Below are 16,349 nucleotides of genomic sequence, written 5' to 3' on the forward strand. Positions count from 1 at the left end.
GAACAGCATCCATATTCATATGCATGAACCATCCATTCAAGGTGAAGCTATAGAAATGATGACTTGAACTAAAGGAGGAAATGCAGATGAGAGCTGTCACCTATCAAGGGAAAAGCCGCATTGCGGTAAAGGAAGTAGCTGCACCATCTATACAAGATCGTGAAGATGTCATCGTTCGGATAACATCTACAGCAATTTGTGGGTCAGATTTACATTTATATCAAGGGAATTTCCCGCTTCCTATTGGCTATGTGATTGGGCATGAACCGATGGGGGTGGTAGAGGAAGTCGGGCCGGATGTCACTGCGGTGAAAAAGGGAGATCGTGTCGTCATTCCATTTACCGTGGCGTGTGGTCAATGCCAGTATTGCCATCACCATTTAGAAAGTCAATGCGATCACTCAAATCCCCATTATGATTCAGGCGGACTTTTTGGATACAGTGAGAAATATGGGAATTACCCCGGAGGACAGGCTGAATATTTACGTGTGCCCTTTGGAAACTATACACCATTTAAGGTGCCGGATGATTGTGAGTTAGAGGATGAACAATTGCTGTTTTTATCAGATGTTCTGCCAACTGCTTATTGGAGTGTAGAACACGCAGGTGTAAAAAAGGGGGATACGGTCATTGTGCTAGGATGTGGACCTGTTGGGTTAATGGCACAGCAATTTGCTTGGCAAAAGGGCGCAGAGCGGGTCATTGCTGTTGATTACATAGACTATCGCCTTCACCATGCAAAACGAATGAGCGGCGTAGAAGTATTTGATTTTACAGAAGACCCTGACATGGGAGAAACCCTAAAAGAGCTCACAAAAGGTGGGGCGGATGTTGTCATTGATTGTGTGGGGATGGATGGGAAAAAGTCACCGCTTGAAAAGATTGAACAGAAGCTCAAGCTGCAAGGCGGAACGATAGGGCCCATTCAAATTGCCACAAAAGCCGTGAGGAAATGCGGGACTGTTCAGCTGACGGGTGTGTATGGAGGTCTTTACAATATGTTCCCATTGGGTGCTTTTTTCGCAAGAAACGTCACGCTGAAAATGGGACAGGCGCCAGCGAGAGGGTACATGTCAAAGCTTTATCAAAAAGTGACAACCGGGGAAATTGATCCTAGAGCGATCATCACACATCAATTGCCGCTAGATGACGCAGCTCATGCGTATCACATATTCAATGAAAAACAAGATGATTGTATAAAAGTCATCTTAAAGCCATAAAAAGAAGGCTTAGGATATTTCCTAAGCCTTTAATGTATACTCGTCCATCATTTTTTCGATTAATTCAAAAAATGTTTTTTTATCTTCTTCTGATAGGTGATTGAACAGTTGATTGACAAGCAGCTGACGATTGTCGATCATTTGTCTGGCGATTTGTTCACCTGATTCAGAGAGTGTAATCCATACCGTACGGCGGTCATTGTTATTTCTAGAGCGGATAATCAGCCCTTCATCTTCTAAGTGATTGAGAGCGGTTGTTGTTGCGGAGGGAGATAATGAAACTTCCTGCAGAATATTTTTCACAGTACATGATTGATGGCGGTAGATGATGCGTAAAATAAACCCTTTTACATTCGTGACGTTTTTCGGGATATTCTCTTCATCTATTCGTTTCGTCGCCTTTAAATACTTTGTCAGTGCATGGTCTAACAAACTTGCCTCTAGCTCGAAATGTTGCATTCTCCATACCTCTTTTCCTATTGCATTCGCATTTTCCGATCAATTACTAGGTCTATCTTATCATAATAAGCATCATCATTTAAACCAAAATGGAAGACGGCTATAAAATTACCTATATTATCAATTAATAAAAGGAACAATTCCAAAATGAAATGATTTTACTTTCACCTCTTTTTATTTTAGAATGTGAATGAGATAAAATCTGCCAATCCAATTCTCTGGAAATTGGCTATTGGACATCAAACGTTTGGAGATGAAGATATTGAATACTTTACAGGCATTACTAAACGACAGAATGGAACGCTCTTCACAAATTGAAGCGGTAACTGGCGGAGGTGTGTCTTATACATTTGAAGAATATGCAAAACGCATTGATCAGCTGGCACATTACTTACACCGTAAAGGAATTCGAAAAGGTGACCGGGTGTGCTTTATTTGTCAAAACCATCATCACTTTTCTACGATTATGCTGGCAGCCATTAAAGCAGGTGCAGTCGCCGTACCGCTTAGCTGGCAGCTTACCTCTTTTGAGCTAGAAGGTATCTTGAAAAAAGCAGAGCCAAAGGCTTTATTTTTTGACCGTGAATTCCGTGACATCATTGCGGCAGTGAATGTGTCTTTAGAAGATTGTCTCATGGTGGAATCTGGTGTCAATGCGAAAACAACACAGTTGTTTGAAGACATATTGGCGTCTAATGATGGAAGTGATCTTGCTGAAGAGGTATCAGAAGAAGATTTGGCCATGATTTTATTCACCTCAGGTACAACAGGCAATCCAAAAGGCTGTATGGTCGGACATGGACGAATCTATCAATTTTTAACACGACGTGGGAATCGAGGATTTGATCTGAAAGGAAAACGGTACTTGGCAAGTCATCCGCTGTATCATATGAGTTCTATTAATCACTTGATTGCAGCTGCAATTGAAGGGTATACGTTAGTCTTCTTACATGATGCAACACCGAAACGCATTTTAGAAACGATTGAGAAAGAAAGAATTACGTTTATGATGGCTTTCCCATCAGCTTATACGTACATGCTAGAAGAAATGAAGCGCGGTTCGTACGATCTCTCATCTTTTGAAATTGCGATTTCTGGTGGTACGAAGGTACCGGTACGCTTAATTAAAGATTACAAAGAAGTAGGCATTCAGATGATGCATGGCTATGGAAGTACAGAAGCGTGGGTTGTGAGTGCGTGGCATCCAGCGATGGGCGAGGATAAGATGGGCTCTGCTGGTAAAGTGGATCCGGATGTAGAAGTCAAAATCGTGCATCCTGAGACAGAAGAGGCGCTCCCAGCTGGAGAAATTGGCGAGGTCGTCATGAGAAGCCCATTTTATTTCTTAGGCTACTATCATCAACCTGAAGCGACAGAGAAAGTGCTCAAAGATGGCTGGTTCCATATGGGGGATGCAGGCTATCTGGATGAAGACGGTTTTCTTTACATCACAGGGAGATACAAAGATGTGATTCTATACGGTGGGGATAATATTTATCCTGACCAAGTGGAAGAGGTCATTGATCAAATTCCAGGTGTAATTGAATCTGCTGTCATTGGGGTACCAGATGACTTATATGGTGAAGTACCAAGTGCGTATATCGTAAAAGACGAATCTGTCGATTTCTGCGAAGAAGATGTGGTGAATTACTGCAAGGAACGTTTAGCAGATTACAAAGTGCCATCCATTCATTTCACGCAGGATCTGCCAAAAAATAAACTTGGTAAAATCATGAAGAAAGATTTACGTGAATTGGTTGTGAATGCGTAGGACCTATTCTGCTATAATGAAATTTGAATGATTTTTTTGTTTTTCTAACGTTTTGGAGGGAAAGGGTTTGCGACATATACTTCGTAAGAAACACATTCACGATTTGTTAGAACAGAGCAGACAGCAAAAGGTAAAGAAAACACTGGGCGGGCTCGATCTCACGCTCCTTGGCATAGGGGCTGTGATTGGGACGGGGGTCATGGTGTTAACCGGAATTACAGCAGCTAAGGATGCAGGACCGGCTGTTATTTTCTCCTTTGCGATCGCAGCGATTGTGTGCAGTTTAGCAGCACTTTGTTATGCAGAAATGGCTTCCGCGCTGCCTGTGTTCGGCAGTGCGTACATTTATTCATATACCACAATGGGTGAACTCGTAGGTCATCTCATGGGATGGACGTTATTATCTGTTTATATGCTGACTGCTTCAGCTGTAGCGAGTGGCTGGTCGAGTTATTTTAACAGCCTGCTGGAGGGGTTTGGAATCTCAATTCCACATCAATTTTTAGCTGGTCCAGAACAAGGCGGATATATGAATTTGCCAGCAATTATCATTGCTTTACTCATTGCGTGGATCCTATCTAGAGGAACGAAAGAAAGTAAAAAATTCAATAATATCATGGTGTTTGTGAAACTTGGCATTATTGTTCTTTTCATTGTAGTAGGTGGTTTTTATGTAGAGCCAGCCAATTGGCAGCCGTTCATGCCGTTTGGTACGGAAGGGATTATTGCTGGAGCCGCTGCTGTGTTTTTTGCCTTTTTAGGATTCGATGCCATTTCAGCTTCTGCAGAAGAGGTGAAAAATCCACAGCGGAACCTGCCAATTGGCATTATTGGTTCATTGCTCATTTGTACGATCATTTATATTGTCGTTTGTTTGGTGATGACAGGCATGGTGCACTATACGAAGTTGAATGTGACAGAGGCAATGTCTTATGTATTGCAAAGTGTCCATCAACATAGCGTGGCTGGTATTATTTCTGTCGGTGCTGTGATTGGATTGATGGCTGTGATTTTCGCCAATAATTATGCGGCAACTCGAATTGCTTTTGCGATGGGGCGGGACGGGCTCTTGCCTAAAGTGTTTTCAAAAACAAACAAAAGTGATACACCGGTTGCCAGTATATGGGTGATTGGCGGGATGACAGCTGTTATTTCAGGGTTTATTGATTTGAAGGATCTGTCCAACCTAGCCAATATTGGTGCATTATTAACGTTTGCGATGGTGAGTTTATCCGTACTCATTTTGAGAAAGACACATAAACAGCTGGAAAGGGGATTCCGGGTTCCGTTTGTACCGGTTTTGCCAATTATCTCGATGGGCTGTTGTGTGTTTCTGATGCTCAATTTACCAGGCCGGACATGGCTGTACTTCGGGGTTTGGCTGATTATCGGTGTCGTCATGTACGCAGCGTATTCTAACAAACACAGTGAATTAGCGAAATCTGCTTGAGAAAAAGGTGCAAATCCGTTGACGATTTGTGCCTTTTTTCATACGATTTGGGATAAGCTATATAAGAGATAATGAACGGAACAAGAGGAGGATGAGGGAAATGATCAGCGTTAGTCCTTATATTGTTGTAGAAGACGTCAAAGAATCTCTTCAATATTATCAAGGAATTTTTGGCGGAGATATTCGTATCTTAAATGAACATCAAGACCGTGTATTGCATGCTGAGCTGCACCTTGGAGAATCACTGCTCCACTTTTCAGATACATTTGGCCGCACACCAAAACCAGAGAATCTTCGATTGATCATGCAGTTTGACAATGAGGAAGAGTTAAAGGCTGTATACGAGGCGCTTGAAGCTGACGGAGATGTCCTTGTGGAATTACAGGATACGTTTTTTGGCGCACTTCATGGACAAGTACAAGATCGGAAGAATGGTCTGATATGGGTGCTGAATTATATGAAATAAAGACGTTTTGCGTGAGACAAACCCTCGCATTCGTTGTCAGTAATCTGAGACCTTCACCCTTGTGAAGGTTTTTTTGTGAGTGTTTTTATTTTCTGAAAAATGGAAAATATGCTATGTTGGAAGAATGATAAGACATGGGGAAAGGGTGGAAAAGGAATGGATCAAGTTGAGTTTCAATATATTCAAACAAACGGCATAAAACTCCATACGGCAATGGCTGGTCCTGAAGATGGCCCACTGCTGGTTCTGCTGCATGGATTTCCTGAGTTTTGGTATGGTTGGAAAAATCAAATCCTCCCCCTGGCTGAGGCGGGGTATCGTGTCGTTGTTCCTGATCAAAGGGGATACCACCTGAGTGACAAACCGGAAGGAGTCGAATCATACGTCTTAGACAAATTAAGAGATGATATCGTGGGATTAATTAAGGCGCTGAGCCCAAATCAAAAGGCTATTGTCGGCGGACATGATTGGGGCGGAGCGGTTGCTTGGCACCTTGCTTCAACCCGTTCTCAATATGTAGAGAAATTAATCATCGTCAACATGCCGCATCCTCGTGTGATGATGAAGGTCCTTCCGTTTTATCCGCCGCAGTGGAAGAAGAGCTCTTATATCGCGTTCTTTCAGCTTCCAAATGTACCAGAGGCAGCCCTTCAAGAAAATCACTTTCAAAGACTGGATGAAGCCATTGGACTGTCTGCTAGACCTCATTTGTTCACGAAGGAAGATGTCTCAAGCTATAAGCTGGCATGGACGCAGCCTGGAGCCATTACGTCCATGTTGAATTGGTATCGAGGTATTAAAAAAGGCGGCTTTGAAAAACCGATTTCCAAACGAATTCTCGTTCCTGTCCGCATGATCTGGGGAATGGAGGACAAATTTCTAAGCAGAAAGCTCGCAAAAGAAACGATCAAAATTTGCCCAAATGGACAGCTGATTTTTGTCGATGATGCGACTCATTGGATCAATCATGAGAAACCAGATGTCGTGAATAAGCTCATTCTCGAATTTTTAGCATAAAGAAATAAGCTCTGATCATATGACCAGAGCTTATTTGTTTTATCCGATTTGATTCTTTTTCAAGGAAACAGGTTCGTCGTCCCAGCATTCAATCTCTTCATTGTTTGGAACGGCATTTTTATAGAAAACAGGATCTTTGCCTTCTTTTTTCTGTCTCATGTAATCCTTCAGTGCTGCAAAGGCGACTTTGGACAACATGGTAATGGCAATGAGGTTGACGATGACCATGAGACCCATGAATAAGTCGGCTAGACCCCAAACGAGAGGAACAGTCGCAACAGCTCCGAAAAGAACCATGCCAATGACAGCAACACGATAGATGTTGAGCCAAATTTTATTCGCTCCCAAGAACTCAATGTTCGTTTCACCATAGTAATAATTACCAATTAACGTACTAAAAGCGAATAAGAAAATCATGATCGCCAGGAATCCAGAAGCCCAAGGCCCAATGTGCTGGCTTAATGAAGCCTGAGTTAGCTCAATTCCTTCCAGATTGGTTGTTTTATACGCATCAGAGAACAGAACAAGAAAGGCTGTACTTGTACAAATAATTAACGTATCTGTTAACACACCAAATGCTTGGATTAATCCTTGTTTGACTGGGTGGCTCGTGACAGCAGTTGCTGCTGCGTTAGGGGCACTACCCATACCGGCTTCGTTTGAGAAGAGACCGCGTTTAATCCCTTGTAACAATGCTCCACCTAATGTACCGCCGGCAAACTGTTCAAATCCGAAAGCATGCTTCACAATCGTACTGATGACACCTGGTAGTTCAGTGATATTTGTGATAATGACAAAGAAAGCAATCCCGATGTAAGCAACGGCAAGAAAAACGACAATATATTCAGATGCTTTTGCAATCGCTTTGATTCCTTTGAAAATAATGAACGCAAAAATAACAGCCATAACGATTCCGACAGTTAAACGATCTAGGCCAAAAGAGTTTTTAAAAGCGACGGTGATTGTATTTGATTGCACTGCGTTAAAGACAATCCCAAAAGAGATCGTGATCAGGATGGCAAATAAAATCCCCATCCAGCGCTTATTTAACCCTTTTTCCATGTAATAAGCAGGTCCACCGCGGAATCCTGTTTTATCTTTGACTTTATACACCTGAGCTAGTGTACTTTCAACAAAGCTTGAAGCAGAACCGATAATTGCGACGATCCACATCCAGAAGATTGCGCCAGGTCCACCGATCGCAATAGCGATGGCAATCCCTGTGATATTCCCTGTTCCTACACGTGCTGCCATACTGATGGCAAAAGCTTGGAACGGTGAGATTCCCTCTTTTTCTTTTCTTCCTTCTTTTAGAACACGCAGCATTTCTTTCAGCATTCTGACTTGCAGGAAGCGTGATCTATATGTGAAGTAGACCCCTACTCCAAGTAACAGAGCAATGATTAGATAAGTCCAAATAAAATCATTTGTAGTTGTTAAATAAGATAGCAAAGCTTTTTCGTTCATAACATCACCTCTTCGAATTCATCACTGTTCTTTTTAAAAAATACTGAGATCCCACTCTTTGGCGAGTTTCTTCAGCATCATGACACCGGTAATACTATTTCCACAATCGTCAATGGCGGGACCATAAATGCCGATACCGCAGCCTGTCTGAAATGGGAATTCTCTTCTTGCGCTTGGCGGAACGCAAGCCATGATTCCTCCAGACACACCACTTTTGGCTGGAACGCCTACGAAAGCAGCAAAATTACCAGACGCATTGTACATGCCGCATGTCAGCATCAATGCCTTTGTTAGTCTTGCGATATCTTTTGGGATGACTTGGACTTGTTTAAAGGGATGGTAGCCATCACTTGAAATAATCAGTCCAATCAAGGCGATGTCCTCTGTTGTGACCTCAATGGAACATTGCTTTAAATACACTTCTAACGTGTCCTCGACATCTGATTCTAAGTAATTGGTTTCTTTTAAATAATAAGCAAGTGCCCGGTTGCGGTGTGCAGTTGCCCATTCTGATTGATAAACCTCTTCATTAACAGAAGGACGCTTCCCTATTAAGTTTTCGATTAAATCGAAAATATATGCTAGCTTTTCTGTAGAAGTCTTTCCAGGAAGGATGGAGGATACGGTAATAGCTCCAGCATTAATCATTGGATTAAAGGGCTTCCCTGGTTTATGCATCTCAAGGCGGTAGATGGAATTAAATGCATCACCAGTTGGCTCTACATCTACCCGATCCAAGACGTACGGAACGCCTCTTCCTAAACAGGCAGCTATAAAGCTGATGACTTTTGAGATACTTTGCAGGGTAAAGGGAACGTCCCAATCACCATAACGTACAGATGATCCATCTGGGCCTATCACGCTGATACCAAGTTGAGAGGAATTTACTTTTCCGAGTGCTGGAATGTAGCCAGCGTTCTGCCCGTTTTTGTAATACGGACGTATTTCTTCTGCCCATTGATCAACAGAAGACTGGCATGCGTGTTGTGTATTATTAGAAATTGCTGTTTTCATACGATTCCTCCAATCAAAAATCAAAAAGTACCCTATTGAATTGGCGGATGACAAAAAATGCAATCAAATAGGCACGAAAACATGTTACACATCTTCAAAGAACTTGTCATGCGCTGCTTGTACCACTCCTTTACACCTAAATATATGTTCAAATGAAGGCTTTGGCGGCGAAACAACAAAAAGGGTTTTTAGTGAAAATTCAGAAAACGCTTACATATAGTTTCACTAAAATTGTTCATTCAATTTATCTTGGAAACTACACAATCTGACGAAAATCTACAGAAAAACTTACAAATAAAAATCAGTCTGCATGTAATTGTCTAAACAATTCCCATTATTGTAGACAATCTCCAAATCGTAGAATGGCTGAAAGGTCACCTTGCCTTCTCGGAGAATAGTCATAAAAAATGATTTTGAAGAGAGAAGTAGCCGTGAAAATAATTTTTTTGCTCATTGTGAAGCAAAGAGTCTCCTTGTATACTGTGGCTATGTAAACAGGGGAAGGGATGTCAGTCATTTGAGTTTAAACCAGCTTGTCAAAAAAGACGCATTTATTTTGATTTTTATGATCGTCATTGTGCCGCTTGCGGGAGAGCTGAAGTTTTATCCTGTGAATGAAACATTTCGTATTAGTTTTGGGGCACCTGCGTTTTTCTTTTGCTTATTACTTTTAAGAAAATCAAGACCATTGCTGCCAGGGTTTTTAACAGGCGCAGCCATTGTCCTATTTCGGGTAGGTTTAGATCTTATTCAGCAAAAAGCTGATCTGGCTCTGTCATTTTATCAGCAGTTTCCGAGCTTCTTTTTTTACTTTACTTATGCTTTTCTTTTCTTTGTTGTCCGTACAGGACGTTTCAAGCAACGTTCCATTTTTATTGGGCTGATCGGACTGATGATTGAACTGCTGGCTGATTTTGTTGAGCTGTTTGTACAATTTTTAGTGTTTGATACAACCATGACTTTCTCAAAGCTGAGTGATATGATCCTCATTGCATTTGCTCACAGCTTCGTGGTCATCAGCTTTTTTAATATGATGAGGCTGTATGAGGCACAATCAAGAGAGAAACAAATCATGAAGCAAAATGAGCATATGATGATGGTCATTTCAAATTTATATGAGGAAACAGTTCATTTAAAGAAAACGTTAAATCATACAGAGCACATAACGCAAGAATCCTATCGGCTCTATCGTCTGCTGAATGAACATGAGGCAGGAAAGAAAGTGAGTCAGGAGCTGCTGAAGCTTGCAGGGGAAATACATGAAGTCAAAAAGGACAATCAGCGTATTTACGCTGGGCTTTCAAAGCTGATTTCAAAGGAAAATATGCAAGATTATATGAGGGCAGAGGATCTTGTTCAAATCGTGATTCGCATTCAAGAGAAATATGCGCTATCTCTCGGGAAGAACATTTCCTTTACATCTGATATAAAAGGCATTCACTTGCATGAGTATCATGTGTTCATTTTCTTATCGCTGATTAATAATTTAATGGCAAATGCAGTTGAAGCAATCAAGGATGATGGAGCCATCTCACTCGTATTAAAAGGGAGTCATGATAAAATAGAGATTCGGGTTGAGGATGATGGACCGGGTATTCCTGAGAAATTGAGAGAGATTGTATTTGATCCTGGATATACCTCAAAATTTGATGCATATGGAACACCGTCAACTGGGATTGGCTTATCCTATGTGAGAGAGCTGGTTCAAGAGCTGGACGGTCAAATCCAGATTGAGCAGAAAGAAACGAAAGGAACAGCTTTTCAGCTTGTCCTTCCGATAAAAAATTTAATACAGAGAGGGTGAGTGTATGCGATTTTTCATTGCAGATGATGATCGTGCAATACGCTCGATTTTAGGTCAGATCATTGAGGATGAGGATCTAGGAGAGGTCGTGGATGAAGCTGATGACGGCATTGGATTAGAAGCGCATTCATTGAACCTGAAAAAAGTAGACATCCTTCTGATTGATCTTTTAATGCCAGCTAGAGACGGCATTCAAACCATACGTCATATTCACCCTGAATTCAAAGGCAAGGTCATCATGATATCTCAAGTAGAAGCAAAAGAGATGATGGCAGAAGCCTATGAACTTGGAATTGAATATTATATTCATAAACCCGTCAATCGAATTGAGATTGTCAGTGTCATTCGAAAGGTCATGGAGCGGATCAAGCTCGAAAAATCAATTTACGATATTCAAGCTTCTCTTCGGCATGTGCTGCCATTAGAGCCAGTGATTTCTCATGAGATAGGTACTGGATTAAAGCGAAGAACGATGAAAGAGGCAGGGGAATTCCTCCTATCTGAATTAGGAATTGTCGGAGAGAGTGGCTCTAAGGATTTACTAGAGATATTGATCTACTTACATGAAACGCAGACAGCCAATTCTCATGAGGTGAATTTTCCGCCATTAAAGCAGCTATTTATCAAAACGGCGGAACGAAAGCTTGGTCGTGGTGCGGCGGATGTGGAAGTGATGCGGGAAGTGAAAGCAGCAGAGCAGCGAATTAGACGAGCCATCCATCATTCCTTAAATCATTTCGCATCACTTGGGCTCACAGATTTTTCAAATCCTAAATTTGAGCACTATGCGTCGAAGTTTTTTGATTTCACTGATGTCAGCCAAAGGATGAAAGAAATGCAGAAGACTTCTTCATCTGCAGGGTCAACAGGCAGAGTCAATACGAAAAAGTTTGTGCAAATCTTTTATTTTGAAGCAAAGCAGCTATTCGAAGGGATGAGCTGAGGGAAATCTATTGGAATGATTGGAGAAAATAAACAGAGACAGAGTGCTTTTGACTATGAGCCGCCTTGCTCTTTTAGACGTCTTTGTTATTTATCTGATCATTCTGATTTTTCTTTTTTCTTGAAAATAAAACTCTCCTGTGCAATCGTTTGTTAAAATAGTGAGGTTAGACTAGAATGTCGGAGGTTTTATTTTGGGAAAAATTAAACGAAATGCGCTCTGCCCATGCGGAAGCGGAAAAAAATATAAACATTGCTGTGGTCAAAAGTCAGGCGGAGAACAAACGTCTGAGCTTGTGTTTAAAGAAGCTGTACAAGTTCAAAAGGATTTAATGAATTATGCGTTCTCTAAGCATCAGAGAGCGATCAATCAATTCATTAATGAGTTTTCTTTCCTAGCAGATATGGATAAAGAAACGCAACAAATCTCAGTCTTTCATTTGAGTGTATGGGGCATTTTCTTCCGCCCATTAACAGATAAGAAAGAGACCATCTTCCAAGAATTCCTGACAAAAAAAGCAGAAGATATTACCCGTCCTAAAACAAGACAAGTGGTTGAATCTTGGACAGACATGGAGCCATCTTTGCTTTTATTAAATGAAAAAACGGACGAGTCTCTTTACTTTGAGAATATGGTGACAGCTGAGAAGGTTGAAGTTGATGTGAAGCCGGATCAAACCGTGCTCCCTGAGAAAGGTAGTCTTGTTCTAGGTTTCCCTGTTCAGTTTGAAGAAAAAGCAGAGTTTTTCATTCAATATACGATGTTCGCGAAAGAGTTTACTGATACGCTTCTTCTTCAGGTTCGCCAGCTCGTTGAAGCACATGAGGCAAACGGAGGAGCACGTAGCACATTTATGAGAGAAGCCTTCCCTGAAGTGCTGAAGTGTATGTTTGCGAAGCAAGAAGCTGAAGAAATAGAAGCGCCTGCTCAAACAGAAGGAAGTACAGTAGGACTATCAGCAGATCGGATGGACTGGGCTAGTGACGTTCAGTTGGAAACAGCCAAGCTGATTGAAGACGGGATGAAAGAGCACGGTGACCAAAGCCTGACAGATGGCGCTTTAACAGTTTGGAAAGCTTACTGTGATCAGAAAGCACCTGTGATCCGTAAAGCGGCGTCATTTGCTGCGGGAATCGAATATTATATTCATTCACTTGCAAGCGATGCCCCGCTTTCTCAAGCACAAGTTGCTAAAAAGTATGGCATTAGTGCGTCCACTGTATCGAGCCGATTTAAAGACATTGAAAAAGCGGTGAAAGAAGAGCAAGAAACGACTGTATAACATTAGAAAAGACGCGACCCCTTTAAGGGCCAGCGTCTTTTTTGTAAAACATTATTCTGTGATGATAAAACTGCTCATATATTCTTTTGTTTTAAAGTCGTTTAAATCTATCTTCCACTGACCCTCACCGTTTCGTTTCATTTTCACTTCAAATTCAGTAGGGCTTGATGCTGGAGGAAGCTTATCGAATTCACTCGCATATAGCTTTAAACTTTTTTTGTACAACTCTTTTTTGGTGATGTTCCCTTTGTAAAATTCTTTTGAAATATCGGCTAGCTTCTCCTCTAATTCAGATGCGTCAATGCCTGTAACTTTTGCAGCAACTTCAGCTTCATCATTTTTAATAGCTTTTACACTAGTTTCTACTTTGGTTTTGTTCTTTACTGTATTTTGAATGCTCTTGTACATGTTTAGAATATCTTCATCACTGACTTCGTTACCATAGATGCTTGCACTTCTTCTAAAGTCTTTAATAAACATTTCATTATATTTATTCACAATATCAGCTTTGTTGTCACCAGTTAATTCAGGGAACTGTTTATTCTCCTCACCGAATACAATGACATCTGTGTATGCATTAAGAGCTTTTGCTGGGTTGTCTAATTTTTCGGCTGTATCAAGAATTTTTTTACCGTCAAGGTCAATTTCGATAGGATCATTATTTTTATTGATTCTATTTTCATAAACGAGCTGATATTTTTCACCTTTATCTACCAAATAGTAAAGAGATCCTGTTACAGATTTTCCTGAATTTAATGAATTTGATTTGAGTTTATCTTTACTACTATAAAAATCTAATTCTGATACTTGTGAATCACCTTGATAAAGCGTGAAATGGCTGCTTGATAATGAAAGTGGTTTATTATCTTTGTTCGTAATAGTTAAGTTGACCTTTAATACGATTTCATTATCTCGGAGAGTAGTCGATGTGTCGTCAGGTAAAGTATATTCATAGTTATTCACTTTTATGTCTACCGTATTAGAAGATTGTTTTTCGGAAGCTGTTGTTTTTCCTGAGCTTTGACAAGCTGCAGAGAAAATGACCATTAATGAAATTACGAAAAGTACACTTATTTTTTTTACCATTTGATACTCCTTTTTTTATGTATTTATCCTTCCTTTAATGTCATCAGTCTAATATTAAAGTGATGTATTAAAAGGAATAATCGGGATTTTAAGGGTTAAATATCCTGACCTTAATTTACTTCATTTATTTTATCTATTTTATTCATGGTAAGGAATAGGTTTTAATTCCTATTTTAGTAAGTTTAGTTCCGAAAACGTGTGGGTTTAGGAGGGTTTTGAGAGAAAAAGACTAGTAAAAAAGAAATAAATTTTAAATGAAAGCTATCCTTTAACAGAGACAATCGCTATGTGTCAATGGTCTGTCATCATACACACCTTCTATTTTCTCAGCGTCCACCTTCAGATTGATTTTCAGAGAGCAGAATACTTGAATGTTGAAAATGATTCATGGGAAAATAAGGATGATTAAGCAGATAAGGGAGATGAGCTTTTGAAAAAAGTAACGCTTGGACGAACTGATTTACAGGTGAATCCGATAGGGCTTGGAACAAATGCAGTAGGTGGCCATAATTTATTCCCGAATCTGAGTGAAGATGCAGGGCGGGAGCTAGTAGAAACTGCTCTTGATCATGGTGTCAATTTCTTAGATTCTGCTTTTATTTATGGGCTGGGCCGTTCAGAAGAATTGATTGGCGAGATCATTGCCAAAAGAGGCGGCAGAGACGAACTGGTTCTTGCGACAAAAGGGGCTCATAAAGAAGTAAACGGACAAATCGAACTGGACAATAGCCGTGATTTCTTAAGACAGCAGGTCGAAGACAGCCTGAAGAGGTTGCAAACCGATTATATTGATTTGTACTATATGCATTTCCCAGACGGCCGCACGCCGCTGGATGAAGTGGCCGGTACTTTAAAGGAATTGAAGGATGAGGGGAAAATCCGGGCAATTGGGGCATCAAACCTTGATTTTGAACAGCTTCAAACCTTTAATCGAGATGGATACCTAGACGTGCTTCAATCAGAGTATTCTCTGCTGAAACGTCAGGCCGAGCAAGACCTTCTCCCATACTGCGTGGAGCATGGGATTTCCTTTATCCCTTATTTTCCATTGGCGTCAGGCCTGTTGACTGGGAAGTTTACAAAGGATGCGACATTTGATGATATTCGAGCAAAGGACCCGCTTTTCCAAGGTGATGCTTTCCTTCAAAACCTCGAAAAAGTAGACAAACTGAAGGCCATTGCGCAATCAAAACATGCCGAAACAGCCCATGTAGCGCTGGCGTGGCTGTTGGCGCAGGATGGCATTGATGCCATTATTCCTGGTGCAAAACGAGCCGAGCAAGTCTTACAAAACTTGAAAACAAACGATGTTCAATTAACAAAAGAAGAAATCAACGAAATCGATCAGATCTTTTCATAATATAAAAAATAAGGTGCCAAGTAGCACCTTATTTTTTATGCCATTGTGAGAGGAATCTTGATCACGAGCCTCAGGTTTGGAGAACGATACGTAAAATCAAGCGTGCCGTCTGCCTTTTCAACAAGCTGATGAATGATATAAGTACCCATACCTTGATGATCACCGCCTTTTGTCGAGCGGCCAAACGTCTTGAACAGATGATCTAATACGTGTTTTTCCATTCCCTTAGTACTGTTTTCACAATGAATCAAAAAGAGCCCGCTCCGGATGGAAGTCGTGATCGAGATGCTTCCCTCGTTCCCAGCTTGCTTCGCTTCAATAGCGGCGTCTAATGCGTTATCAAGCAGGTTGCCAGTAAAACTCACCTGATCCGCTTTAGAAAAAGGAAGAGAAGAAAAGGGTGCTTGAAGATCTAGTGAAAGGGCAATCTCCTCTTTTTCAGCCCGTTGGAAAAAGGAATGAAGGGTGGAGGCCAAATAAGCATTTTCCCCTTTGATCCAAGGAAAATGTTTCACGTATTGCTGAATCAAATCTTTAATCTCATGCTCGTCATTCGATGCGGAAAAGGCATTTAAATGTCTAGCTGTTTCATGGTGTTTACTTCGCAGCTCAAGCAGCAAGTCATTGGTCCTCGACTCAGCATGAATCAGCTCTTGAAGCCGTCCATTTAATCGTTGCTCCGTTTGCATCACCTTGAAGGAAAGGAGATCGGCTGTCAAAATGATGAGGACAGTTAAAAGATGGCTTAGTCCATTTCCGTGCGTGAGAAAAAGTGAAATGCCTGAACAGGTGATGAGCACAAAAGCGCCTAATATCACGTAACCACTCATACCTAGCCAAAACCTTTTGTAAATGAAAAAGGTGTAAAGGCACATGATGCAAAAGGTCAGAAGCCACACCATGCTTGATGACAAAGGCAGAACAGCTTTAGCAGCAGCTTGAACTGCAAGACCGAGCCAGATGAGCGTATATATGCGAAATCCAAGATAGAAAGCGTTCACGTTCGTTCT

Annotated in this window: 14 protein-coding genes; 9 read left to right on the forward strand and 5 right to left on the reverse strand. The window is 41.0% G+C overall.

Annotation, left to right across the window (positions count from 1 at the left end; genetic code table 11):
- The first annotated feature begins 86 nt into the window (after positions 1–86).
- Positions 87–1,220 carry a zinc-dependent alcohol dehydrogenase gene (locus tag NSQ64_RS02030; RefSeq protein WP_035390568.1) on the forward strand — a complete coding sequence of 378 codons (1,134 nt, stop codon included), beginning with the start codon at positions 87–89 and terminating at the stop codon, positions 1,218–1,220.
- A 21-nt stretch (positions 1,221–1,241) separates the two neighbouring features.
- On the opposite strand, the gene NSQ64_RS02035 is transcribed toward NSQ64_RS02030, so the two are convergent.
- Positions 1,242–1,679 carry a MarR family winged helix-turn-helix transcriptional regulator gene (locus NSQ64_RS02035; protein ID WP_024719020.1) on the reverse strand — a complete coding sequence of 146 codons (438 nt, stop codon included), beginning with the start codon at positions 1,677–1,679 and terminating at the stop codon, positions 1,242–1,244.
- A gap of 262 nt (positions 1,680–1,941) precedes the next feature.
- On the opposite strand from NSQ64_RS02035, the gene NSQ64_RS02040 reads away from it, so the two are divergent.
- The 4 genes from NSQ64_RS02040 (at position 1,942) to NSQ64_RS02055 (ending at position 6,383) form a co-directional block, all read left to right on the forward strand.
- Complete coding sequence (locus tag NSQ64_RS02040) at positions 1,942–3,450, forward strand: class I adenylate-forming enzyme family protein (protein WP_061417791.1); 1,509 nt, start codon at positions 1,942–1,944, stop codon at positions 3,448–3,450.
- A 67-nt stretch (positions 3,451–3,517) separates the two neighbouring features.
- A complete protein-coding gene (locus NSQ64_RS02045) occupies positions 3,518–4,900 on the forward strand; it encodes an amino acid permease (protein ID WP_019743569.1) in 1,383 nt (460 codons plus the stop codon).
- 100 nt (positions 4,901–5,000) lie between these two features.
- Entirely contained in the window at positions 5,001–5,366 is a 366-nt protein-coding gene (locus NSQ64_RS02050) for a VOC family protein (RefSeq protein WP_008342155.1), read from the forward strand.
- 156 nt (positions 5,367–5,522) lie between these two features.
- The gene (locus tag NSQ64_RS02055; RefSeq protein ID WP_024719018.1) at positions 5,523–6,383 is read left to right on the forward strand and encodes an alpha/beta fold hydrolase; all 861 of its coding nucleotides are present in this window, start codon (positions 5,523–5,525) and stop codon (positions 6,381–6,383) included.
- A 39-nt stretch (positions 6,384–6,422) separates the two neighbouring features.
- On the opposite strand, the gene NSQ64_RS02060 is transcribed toward NSQ64_RS02055, so the two are convergent.
- A complete protein-coding gene (locus tag NSQ64_RS02060; protein WP_017358609.1) occupies positions 6,423–7,850 on the reverse strand; it encodes an alanine/glycine:cation symporter family protein in 1,428 nt (475 codons plus the stop codon).
- Positions 7,851–7,883: 33 nt separating this feature from the next.
- Entirely contained in the window at positions 7,884–8,864 is a 981-nt protein-coding gene (locus tag NSQ64_RS02065; protein ID WP_008342152.1) for a glutaminase, read from the reverse strand.
- Between the two features lie 517 nt (positions 8,865–9,381).
- Here NSQ64_RS02065 and NSQ64_RS02070 point away from each other — a divergent pair.
- The 3 genes from NSQ64_RS02070 (at position 9,382) to NSQ64_RS02080 (ending at position 12,893) form a co-directional block, all read left to right on the forward strand.
- Positions 9,382–10,668, forward strand: coding sequence for an ATP-binding protein (locus tag NSQ64_RS02070; protein WP_017358607.1), 1,287 nt, complete (start codon positions 9,382–9,384; stop codon positions 10,666–10,668).
- Between the two features lie 4 nt (positions 10,669–10,672).
- Positions 10,673–11,611 carry a response regulator gene (locus NSQ64_RS02075; RefSeq protein WP_178896792.1) on the forward strand — a complete coding sequence of 313 codons (939 nt, stop codon included), beginning with the start codon at positions 10,673–10,675 and terminating at the stop codon, positions 11,609–11,611.
- Between the two features lie 193 nt (positions 11,612–11,804).
- Positions 11,805–12,893, forward strand: a complete 1,089-nt coding sequence (locus NSQ64_RS02080; protein WP_319078363.1) for an SEC-C metal-binding domain-containing protein — start codon at positions 11,805–11,807, stop codon at positions 12,891–12,893.
- Positions 12,894–12,944: 51 nt separating this feature from the next.
- On the opposite strand, the gene NSQ64_RS02085 is transcribed toward NSQ64_RS02080, so the two are convergent.
- Entirely contained in the window at positions 12,945–13,979 is a 1,035-nt protein-coding gene (locus tag NSQ64_RS02085) for a DUF5105 domain-containing protein (protein WP_319078362.1), read from the reverse strand.
- Positions 13,980–14,409: 430 nt separating this feature from the next.
- Between NSQ64_RS02085 and NSQ64_RS02090 the strand changes: the two genes are divergently transcribed.
- Positions 14,410–15,339, forward strand: a complete 930-nt coding sequence (locus tag NSQ64_RS02090; protein ID WP_007498377.1) for an aldo/keto reductase — start codon at positions 14,410–14,412, stop codon at positions 15,337–15,339.
- A gap of 35 nt (positions 15,340–15,374) precedes the next feature.
- On the opposite strand, the gene NSQ64_RS02095 is transcribed toward NSQ64_RS02090, so the two are convergent.
- Positions 15,375–16,340, reverse strand: a complete 966-nt coding sequence (locus tag NSQ64_RS02095) for a sensor histidine kinase (protein ID WP_319078361.1) — start codon at positions 16,338–16,340, stop codon at positions 15,375–15,377.
- Between the last annotated feature and the right edge of the window lie 9 nt (positions 16,341–16,349).

The sequence above is a fragment of the Bacillus sp. FSL W8-0183 genome (genome assembly GCF_038006825.1).
Lineage (GTDB): Bacteria > Bacillota > Bacilli > Bacillales > Bacillaceae > Bacillus > Bacillus altitudinis.

Excerpts from the sequence above, each read along its gene's own strand:
- NSQ64_RS02075 (WP_178896792.1), top strand. The coding sequence starts at position 10,673 with ATGCGATTTTTCATTGCAGATGATGATCGTGCAATACGCTCGATTTTA.
- NSQ64_RS02035 (WP_024719020.1), bottom strand. The coding sequence starts at position 1,679 with ATGCAACATTTCGAGCTAGAGGCAAGTTTGTTAGACCATGCACTGACA.
- NSQ64_RS02055 (WP_024719018.1), top strand. The coding sequence starts at position 5,523 with ATGGATCAAGTTGAGTTTCAATATATTCAAACAAACGGCATAAAACTC.
- NSQ64_RS02030 (WP_035390568.1), top strand. The coding sequence starts at position 87 with ATGAGAGCTGTCACCTATCAAGGGAAAAGCCGCATTGCGGTAAAGGAA.
- NSQ64_RS02065 (WP_008342152.1), bottom strand. The coding sequence starts at position 8,864 with ATGAAAACAGCAATTTCTAATAATACACAACACGCATGCCAGTCTTCT.
- NSQ64_RS02060 (WP_017358609.1), bottom strand. The coding sequence starts at position 7,850 with ATGAACGAAAAAGCTTTGCTATCTTATTTAACAACTACAAATGATTTT.
- NSQ64_RS02085 (WP_319078362.1), bottom strand. The coding sequence starts at position 13,979 with ATGGTAAAAAAAATAAGTGTACTTTTCGTAATTTCATTAATGGTCATT.
- NSQ64_RS02050 (WP_008342155.1), top strand. The coding sequence starts at position 5,001 with ATGATCAGCGTTAGTCCTTATATTGTTGTAGAAGACGTCAAAGAATCT.